The organism is Bacillus paralicheniformis (assembly GCF_001042485.2).
In the GTDB taxonomy this organism is placed as follows: Bacteria; Bacillota; Bacilli; order Bacillales; family Bacillaceae; genus Bacillus; species Bacillus paralicheniformis.
Genome location: NZ_LBMN02000038.1, coordinates 101,482 through 110,274, shown reverse-complemented (window position 1 = coordinate 110,274; position 8,793 = coordinate 101,482). Strand labels below are relative to the sequence as shown.

The following is an 8,793-nucleotide window of genomic DNA, read 5'->3' as shown; positions in this document are numbered from 1 at the left end:
ATAGAATTTATTTCTGTAAACAATTTATTATAACATTTAAAATATCATTTGTAAATAAATTCAAAAGACTCGCTTTGCAGATAAAAAGCGAAAATGAATCTCATTGATTAAAGCAATTAAACGATCCCGTTTCTCCTTAAAAAGCGGCATGTTCTATCAAAAAAGACCCACGCCCATCGATTGACTGATCTGCCATCCCTAAGATCGATGTGTCCGCTTTGCTCGATCTGATGATTTGGATTGAGCGGAAAATAACCGATTTGCATCATTACGAAGCAGCGGGAAATTTGTATACTGGCTTCAAAGAAAGGGGGGAAGGATAGAGAACAACGGTATTTAGATTTTTGTCTCATTGTCTGACACTCCACTATACAATGAAACGAAGGAAGAATCTAACACAGCAAGAAAGCGCTGCAGAATTTGACAGTCTTGTGATTCGACTCCAGCCAAAGAAACAAATCACTTCGATTCCGCAACACCAGCTCCCGCTCCAGATCAAGCTTGAAAACGAATCACGGAATGCAGGGCTGTTCATTTTCACATGAACCTCGATGTTCTAGGGATGACATTGCCGCTGTGTCCTTTATAAGCGGTAAAATCGGGAAAAGGTGTGCCGGCTGCACACCTTTTTTTCAGCGGCTACCTTTGGCTGACCGCTATTTTAAGCCCGATCAAAGCGAATAAAGACCCTTCCAGCAAATGAACTTTTTTGGCGGCTTGCGGACTTCTGCGCAGCCGGTCTCCGACTTTTTCCGCAAACAGGCTGATCATCACAAAGATCACAAACGCTTGAATTAAAAATAACATGCCGTAAACGAGCATTTGCGTTGTCACGCTGAAGGTGCCGGGATGAATAAATTGCGGAAGAAAGGCAAGGAAGAACAAAGAGACCTTCGGGTTTAATAGATTCATCACAACGCCTTTTTGGTATAAAGCTCTGCGGTTCAATGAATCTTTAGCTTCAAGATTGAAACCAGCACTTTTTCGCCGGAAAGACTGGTAAGCTAAAAACAACAGATAGGCTGCACCTGCATATTTCACGATCGAGAAGGCGACAGCTGATTGATAGATCGCAGCAGAAATACCTGCTGCAGCAGCTGTGATATGGACGACTAACCCTGTGCATAGCCCGCATGCGGTTGCTGTACCTGCCGATTTTCCCTTTGAGATGCTCTGTGCCAAAACGAACAAGTTGTCAGGGCCCGGCATAAGTGTAAGCAGTACAGCCGCACCTAAAAAAGAAACGATCGATATCACATCCATCTGTCCAACTCCATTTTCATTAGTATTTTTTTATTATACTATCAGAGAAACTCTTTTTTGAGTGAAAAGGCGGGGAAAATGGACGGTTTTTTAGTTTCTTGTATTAGTACAAGTTTGTGCTAATCAACATATTTTGATAATGAAGAATGAAACTCAAGGAAGGGAGAAGTGCTTATGTCTTACTGCAAACCGCGCGTTCTGCCGCCAGTTGTGCATCCTACCAGGTACTGTGAGGATCACAGATACTCTAAAACGATCGTTCCTCACATCCATCCGCAGCATATTAAAAAAGTGGATCATCAGAAATACGAGCATGTTCACTATTATCCGCATTCTTATTCAAACTATAAGCCGGTTTATCATGATCACTCTTACTGCGGTAAACCTTGTAATCGCTACGAAAAATACTAACCTTTCCGGAAGAAAAAGTTCTTCTCATGAAAAAAAGGCCGTAAGAAGCGTCCTAATGGTGCTTCTGCGGCCTTTTTTTCATTTAGTTCCTGCAACCTTGCAAAGTCCCCTGCAAAACAGCTCGGCCGGCCTTTTTCGTCTTCGAATTGAAAGGACGCACTTCGACTCGGGTATTCACAGTCAGCTCTGACGATATTTCGTCAAATTTGCCCGCCCAAGGACTTCCGCCAAACCAGCTTGGCGCGTCTTCCCGGACGAGATGCATGGTGAAGCGCCAGCTGATCTGGTCCGGTATCCGGGCCATTCCTTCATATTGATCATAATCTCCAAATGAAGCAGGGGCCGGAAGCCAATCGGCGTAGATGCCGACGCTTCGCCGTTCCCTGACTGGACTGTCAGGTGCTTCGGTATACGGTTTTTTCACTTTTGCAATTAAAGCCGTTCCACGGGCATTGGGAATATCCTGGGCTGGATGAAGAACGACGCTGCATGGATAAGGTATTGGTGCGGCAGGCTGCGCTTGGATCGCCGCCGCAGGCAGCATGAGGACAAGCGACAGAGCAAGACTTCCCAAGCGTTTCATCATTGAACCACCTCCGTATCTTGAAATAGTCTAACCAGTCACACCTTTTCAAATTCTTCACCTTCAGCCGCCAGGACATTCACCTATTGACATTTTGGGAGTACCTTATGGTAAAAGACACCATGATTGGGGGCGACGGCATGGGATACTTTGTTCAGGCAGAATCAGGCGTTAACCTGTACGTAGAAGACATCAATCCTCAAAGCCGCAAAACAATTGTATTTTTGCACGGCTGGCCATTAAGCCATCTGCAGTTTGAATATCAATTTGACGATCTTTCACAAAAGGGATACCGCTGTATCGGCATTGACTGGCGGGGATTCGGGCGTTCGGATAAGCCGGCGACGGGCTACAATTACAACCGTTTGGCTGACGATATCCGCGCTGTCGTTGAGACGCTTCAACTAAACCGCTTCACGCTTGCCGGTCATTCAACCGGCGGCGCCATAGCACTTCGCTATATGTCGCGATACAGGGGTTCCGGGGTCTCAAAGCTGGTTTTGATCGATGCAGCGGCACCTGTGGGATTTACAGAAGAGACGGCAGCCAAATTGCTTCAGCAAGCGTCTCACGATCGTCCTAAGATGATGCGTGAAGTGACCGACACATTTTTCTTTCAATATATTACACAACCGTTCTCGGACTGGTTTTTTCAATTGGGATTGCAGGCGGCAGGCTGGTCAACAAAAGCGGTCATCGACATGCTGAGAGATGAGAAACTGTATGATGATCTTGGAAAAGTCGCTGCTCAGACCTTGATCATTCACGGTGTTCAAGACAAGGTGATTCCGTTTGCACAAGCAAAGGAACTCAACCGCAAAATAAGAAATTCATATCTTGTTCCGTTTCAATACAGCGGACACGGTCCGTTCTGGGAGGAACGCGAAATGTTCAACCGTATTTTAACGCAGTTTATCGGTTGATTCTATACCGAGGAGCTGCCGCCACATAATGTTCAAAAAGCAGAAAGGAATATTTTGGATAACGTGTTATGATGATAATCACCGAGACTGCTTCTACAGTTTGTAGCGTAAAAATACCCGAATAATTTTGCATTCCAGGGAAGAGAAGAATCGCAATTTTTACTAGGGTGAATCTCCGTTTTGCGCAGAAGCAGAAGGAAGCATGACGTTTCTTGAGGGGGAATGGAATTTAATGAAGTCAATTCAAGCAATCACCGTTCATTCAAAGCAATATATTGTAGGTGAGCCATGCCATCCGCCAGGATTTAAAGACGAAGCGACCGTTATGAAAATTACAGAAAAAAACAAGTTCTATGGATTAATCAGAGGCTTTGTTGTTCATTTCGATACAAAAACAGAGCTGCATATTCATACAGAGCCCGTCAAGGTATATTGGAGATGAAGGACTTTAAGCGAACATTTAAAGTATTCGTTTAGTGTGTTTTTTAACTCCGGAAGCAAGGGGTATTCAACCGGCGGATGCTTCAGGGTAATCAAGCAGATTTTCCAAACACGATCTTCAGAAAATGAACGGGCAAAAATAGGGACAAAGTATAGGTACTTATGCAGTCAGGCTTTAGCTTTTCAGCATAATGTACTAGTGAATCTATAAAATGAAAGGAGCGTGTACACATGTACTGCAAAAAACATCATGAGCCGCATGTTTACCCTACGAAATATTGTGAGGATCATAAGTATTCAAAGTCTGTCGTTCCTCATATTCATCCGCAGCATACTAAAAAAATTGACCATCACAAATATGAACATGTTCATTACTATCCGCACACTTATTCACATCATAAAGACGTTTCGCATGAACACTATCATTGCGGAAAACCTTGCAAAGGCTATGAAAAAAAGTCGGACTATGGCCATTGCTATTAATAAAAGCTTGATTATACCATATTTTGATCGCAGTTAAATATACGTTCACTCATTTCACAGACCATAGCTTTTTTATGGTCTGTTTCCATTTGGGAGGTAGTAACCGTATATCGTGATTGCGAGCAGTATGAAAGCAGAATTTACGATAAATACACAACGCATCATTGCAATTTAAACAACCGCTGTTTCCTGCAATTCACCTTTCTTCTTTTTCTAACGTGATCGTGTACTGCATCTCTTCCATCTAGCTCAGAAGGCGGATTTTCAAGTCGCACAATACATATTAATATCATTTATACCTTTTTTATTTTAAAATGGTACATATAGGATGTTGTTTTTTCTAGTTGGCTGGGAAGAAAGGAGAACCGTTATGAAAAAAACACTTTTTCAAAATGCAACGATTGTAACTCTTGATCCGCAGCTTCATACGATCGAAAAAGGGGACATGCTGATTGAAGGCTCCTTCATTCTAGACGTTGCCGAGTCGATTGCACCGGGAGACGCTGAGATTGTTGATGCCTCCAACATGCTGATCATGCCTGGATTTGTCGATACACACCGCCACGTATGGGAATCTGTGATCCGCGGAATCGGAGCCGACTGGTCCCTGCAAACCTATTTAAACCGGATTTATTATGGCAATTATGGATCAATGAGAAGGCCTGAGGATGATTGGGTCGCGAACTATTTAGGAGCGCTTGAGGCGCTTGAGGCAGGGGTCACAACTTTGCTGGACTGGACGATGATTGAATCGCCTGATCATACGGACCAGCTGATTGCGGGACTGAAAGACGCCGGCATTCGCGCAGTATTCGCTTTCGGAACATCCGGTGATGCCGAATATTGGGACAGAGACAGTGATCTTTCGAATATGAACGAAGCGAAACGGGTAAAAAAAGCATATTTTCAATCGAAGGATCAGCTTTTGACGATGGGGCTTGCCATTCGCGGTCCGGAGTTTTCTTCATGGAAGACATCTGTGTTTGAAATCGAAACGGCCCGGGAACTTGATGCCTTATGCAGCATGCATATTGCGTTTGGCAACTGGGGAGCGAAAGATCGTTCGATTGAGAAGCTGAATCAAGCCGGGCTGCTCGGTCCCGATTTAAATATGGTGCATGCCAATGCGATGAGTGAAGAAGAAATGAAAATGCTTGCGGCTCACGGAAGCTCGATTTCTGTGACACCAGAAATTGAGATGATGATGGGGCACGGCTATCCTGTTACAGGGCTCGCCCTAAAAAACAGGGTTCTTACTGCACTTGGGGTTGATGTTGTGACATCGACGGGAGGTGACCTTTTCGCACAGATGAAATTTGCCCTTCAAGCAGAGCGTGCAAAGCGCAATGAAGAGCTGTTGAAAGAAGGGATCATGCCTGGTCCCGAATTGAGCATATCGGCCGAACAAATCTTGAAAGCAGCGACCATTGACGGGGCGAGGGCATTAAGGCTCGATCATAAAATCGGCTCGCTTTCCCCCGGCAAAGAAGCTGACTTTATCATGGTGAAAACGGACAGCGTCAATTTGCTCCCTTTGACTGATGCGGTGGGGGCCATCGTCCAAAGCGCGCACACCGGAAATGTAGATTCCGTATATGTCGCAGGAAAAGCAGTGAAACGAAACGGTCGATTGGTTGATGCAGATCTTGAAAAGGTGAGACAAAAAGCGCTGGAAGCTAGAGACCATATCTTATCCCGATCCCCTGAAGGCGCCTATTGATCTTTCCTTTGAAATTCAGTGATAAACTTACCTTGCTTGACTTCAGAAGGCCGCTCTTCGGGAATTTTGTCTGTTTGAAGACCAGCTTTTTGGTTTAGTTTTCAGAGAAGAGTATGTATGGAAAAGGTTATGATGATGTTATAACCTTTTCCTGTCGCTTATAAGTTTTGATTAAAAGGGGATATAATTCACGCCATTAAGCATTTCTCTCCACAGATGATCATTAGACTGCCAGATTTCACGATCTGGAAGTGTAACCGCGCATATTCTTTTTAATGGCCAATTCTGCTCGACAATTCCTTTAACTTTTGAGTGATTGATAAGGAGTACCCTGAAGTCGTTTTGTACTAAATCCGATAATACGGACTCCAGTTCTTGAGCCTCCTTGTAGGTTCCGTTAGTTCTGACAAAAAGGATCCGATTAGCGGTTGACATCTTTTCATAAAATCTGTTGATTCTTCTATTGAATTTTTCCATCACTTCATTGTATGTGGCAAGATGTTCGAGTGTATTTTTATCTGCTTTAAAATCATGAGCTGAATCGACATGATAATAATCATCTGTTAAAGAGATATAACGGTCAGTAGTATAAACACCTGTTGAGTAGCCTGTTACCCTTAGATTTTGGGGTGCCATAAAATTTGAAAAGCGATTCTTTAAAAGACGGTTCAGTTCGGTCAGGGAAGAGGTACCGACCCAGTCTAAAGGACCTGCATACGGCCTTAAATTGTTTTTCCTAAGCTGAAGAGCAGTTAAACAGAGGTGGCCTAATCCGAAAATGGCATTATAGTCTCCTTTTATATCATTCAAATTCATAATCTTAACTCCTTTTGTGGATTAATTTCCAACAATCTATTTAGTATTCTATGTTTTATAAAAGGGTTGAGTAACAACAGTTGCCTACATTGAGGTCTCGGAACAGGAGAGTTTAAAGAATGGGGCGGAAACATAAATAAAAAACAACGTAAAAGTTGTTTTTTAAAGGGAATCTTTTATCTGTAATAAAAGGATGTCTATAACAGAGTCATTCAAATTCTTTAGAATAGCTGAAATGTCTAAAACCAGCCTTCCTGTTTGTTCGTTATCAAGGATTAAATCTTTATGATGGGAAATAATAGATTCCAAAACAACGGCAAGTTCGACACCATTGTCAATATTTGCTATCAATGAGCTTTCTTTTATTTTTGTCAGAAGCCAATTTAAATCATCCAAACCTTCAATAGGGTAGTAATGAATCTGATACAGATCGGCTACCGAATTTTCAGTCAGAATCTGTTCCGCTTTTTCTTTTGTGATGGCATCTTCCGAATAGACATAGGGAATATCTGCATTCCCAGAATGTATGCCTCCCGTATGTCCGTAGCGGTCATCGTCAATGGAGTCATCTGTATAAAGTTTAGAGAGAAATTCTCCAAATGAGCCGGCTAATCTAAAATTCTCTTCAAATTCTGAGTCAAAATAGTGAACGGGCGGATTTTCTTTCGTCTCCCTGTAGTCAAGCGCTATCCACGTATGGCCGTCTCCATGAATAAGGACCAGGTTGTCAGGCAGTCCCCATTCTTTAATAAAGGCTTTACTCTCGAGAATTCCATCCTTTTTCCCTATGCCTAATAAGTAGTCAAACTGGACATGATCTTTAGCCCAGGAGGTGGGCCGTTCAGAAGGGAAGGCGTTAAAATTGATATAGCCACCATTTTGTTCAAGAATAAGCGCTTTATATTCCTCCGGAAGTCTCACACCTAACTTTTTTTCAGCTTTCAGAATGCCTCTCTCTGATATGCTTTTTAAAGTGTACGGATCTTCGTCTTCGTATATCCAAAAGTTTTTCAAATGATACCCCCACATTCGTTTATATCAGTATCTATCATGCAAAATGCTGCTCGGGCCTTTATGCTTGTATTGCCTTCCTGCAGTCTGTTATAACGGCTATCTTTGGCTGAAGACCGAGAAATTATCATACGTTTGCGGAATAGCTCCGTATGTTCCTTTAATACGAATATCTTTACATTCACCTTCGGTATTCTCAAAATAAAGCCTGTAAGTCCTAGGCATCAATGTGATGACATCCTGAGCAGTTCGATCAGGCCAGTTCCCTTCAAAATCTTTAATGCTTAAACTCATAAACCTGCCGGAAAGATGCATCATCTGAATTTTAATCGTTGTTTTGCAGTTTTCTGCATTAAAAATCGTAAACTTGTAGCCAATATGCCAGTGAGAAACGTTAGAGTCGCTATAGGGAATGTCCTCCACATGAGTTCCCGTAAACGTAAGATTCAGCTTGTGCGGGAACGAATAAGCTTCAGCACTGCTCCCAAAACTGAAAAATCCACAAAATAACACCATGACCAGCAAAAAGCGTTTCATTCAAAACCCCCTCCTTTTTCCATTTTATTGTAGCATAGATGAGTTGAAAAAGATGGAAGTTTTTTGAGGAGAAGCACAAAACCAAAAATCGCGTATGGCTTTGATAGGGTGTAAAAGCCTCTCCAACTTTTTTTAACCGGATGGTCGAGCAGCCATGAAATTGAAGATCTTGGTTTGACTTTTGCTGTAGGGGTTGATGAAGGCCGAGAGACTGCCCTTGAAAAAATTTATTTAAATGGGCGTCAATGATCCAAAGAAAGATCGAATCACCTTGACATACCAATATGTTAATCCGTACACAGCAGGAGCCCAGATTGCCGGGCTGATGAATGCTGGAACGAACTATTTGCTTCAAACGTTATCGGTGTCAATAGGGAAATCAAATATGCAGGAGCTGCAGCCATTAACGGAAAAACAAATAGGCTCCTTGGTTTACTAGATGAAAAAGATGTAGACGGGATCATGTGGATCAAAGGGAAAGGGATAGAAGGAATGGGTGGAAGGTTGATCATAAACAAAGTGACTATTCAGAAAATTGAATCGTGGGACTAGGGGGCTGCCGATTTCACCTTTGGCTCCCCCTAGGTTGTTGATTGCAAGAAATA

Annotated in this window: 10 protein-coding genes; 5 read left to right on the top strand and 5 right to left on the bottom strand. The window is 42.7% G+C overall.

Annotation, left to right across the window (positions count from 1 at the left end):
• Window positions 1–639 precede the first annotated feature (639 nt).
• Window positions 640–1,263: a LysE family translocator gene (locus tag ACH97_RS22045; RefSeq protein ID WP_020451796.1), complete on the bottom strand. Its 624-nt coding sequence runs from the start codon at window positions 1,261–1,263 to the stop codon at window positions 640–642.
• A 174-nt stretch (window positions 1,264–1,437) separates the two neighbouring features.
• Here ACH97_RS22045 and ACH97_RS23285 point away from each other — a divergent pair, with 174 nt between their 5' ends.
• On the top strand, window positions 1,438–1,674 hold the full coding sequence (locus ACH97_RS23285) for a CotD family spore coat protein (protein WP_023857337.1): 237 nt from the start codon (window positions 1,438–1,440) through the stop codon (window positions 1,672–1,674).
• Window positions 1,675–1,756: 82 nt separating this feature from the next.
• On the opposite strand, the gene ACH97_RS22040 is transcribed toward ACH97_RS23285, so the two are convergent.
• Window positions 1,757–2,260 (bottom strand): YoqH family protein, encoded by a 504-nt coding sequence (locus tag ACH97_RS22040; protein WP_020451795.1) that lies wholly within the window; start codon window positions 2,258–2,260, stop codon window positions 1,757–1,759.
• 137 nt (window positions 2,261–2,397) lie between these two features.
• Here ACH97_RS22040 and ACH97_RS22035 point away from each other — a divergent pair, with 137 nt between their 5' ends.
• The 4 genes from ACH97_RS22035 (at window position 2,398) to ACH97_RS22020 (ending at window position 5,824) form a co-directional block, all read left to right on the top strand.
• Window positions 2,398–3,180, top strand: a complete 783-nt coding sequence (locus ACH97_RS22035; RefSeq protein WP_039072832.1) for an alpha/beta fold hydrolase — start codon at window positions 2,398–2,400, stop codon at window positions 3,178–3,180.
• Window positions 3,181–3,412: 232 nt separating this feature from the next.
• Window positions 3,413–3,622: a hypothetical protein gene (locus tag ACH97_RS22030; protein WP_020451793.1), complete on the top strand. Its 210-nt coding sequence runs from the start codon at window positions 3,413–3,415 to the stop codon at window positions 3,620–3,622.
• A gap of 230 nt (window positions 3,623–3,852) precedes the next feature.
• Entirely contained in the window at window positions 3,853–4,104 is a 252-nt protein-coding gene (locus ACH97_RS22025) for a CotD family spore coat protein (protein ID WP_020451792.1), read from the top strand.
• A 370-nt stretch (window positions 4,105–4,474) separates the two neighbouring features.
• The gene (locus ACH97_RS22020; protein ID WP_020451791.1) at window positions 4,475–5,824 is read left to right on the top strand and encodes an amidohydrolase family protein; all 1,350 of its coding nucleotides are present in this window, start codon (window positions 4,475–4,477) and stop codon (window positions 5,822–5,824) included.
• Between the two features lie 171 nt (window positions 5,825–5,995).
• On the opposite strand, the gene ACH97_RS22015 is transcribed toward ACH97_RS22020, so the two are convergent.
• From ACH97_RS22015 to ACH97_RS22005, 3 genes are all read right to left on the bottom strand, one after another.
• A complete protein-coding gene (locus ACH97_RS22015; protein WP_020451790.1) occupies window positions 5,996–6,640 on the bottom strand; it encodes a DUF1796 family putative cysteine peptidase in 645 nt (214 codons plus the stop codon).
• Between the two features lie 162 nt (window positions 6,641–6,802).
• Entirely contained in the window at window positions 6,803–7,654 is an 852-nt protein-coding gene (locus tag ACH97_RS22010) for an SMI1/KNR4 family protein (RefSeq protein WP_020451789.1), read from the bottom strand.
• A gap of 96 nt (window positions 7,655–7,750) precedes the next feature.
• On the bottom strand, window positions 7,751–8,188 hold the full coding sequence (locus ACH97_RS22005; RefSeq protein WP_020451788.1) for a hypothetical protein: 438 nt from the start codon (window positions 8,186–8,188) through the stop codon (window positions 7,751–7,753).
• Between the last annotated feature and the right edge of the window lie 605 nt (window positions 8,189–8,793).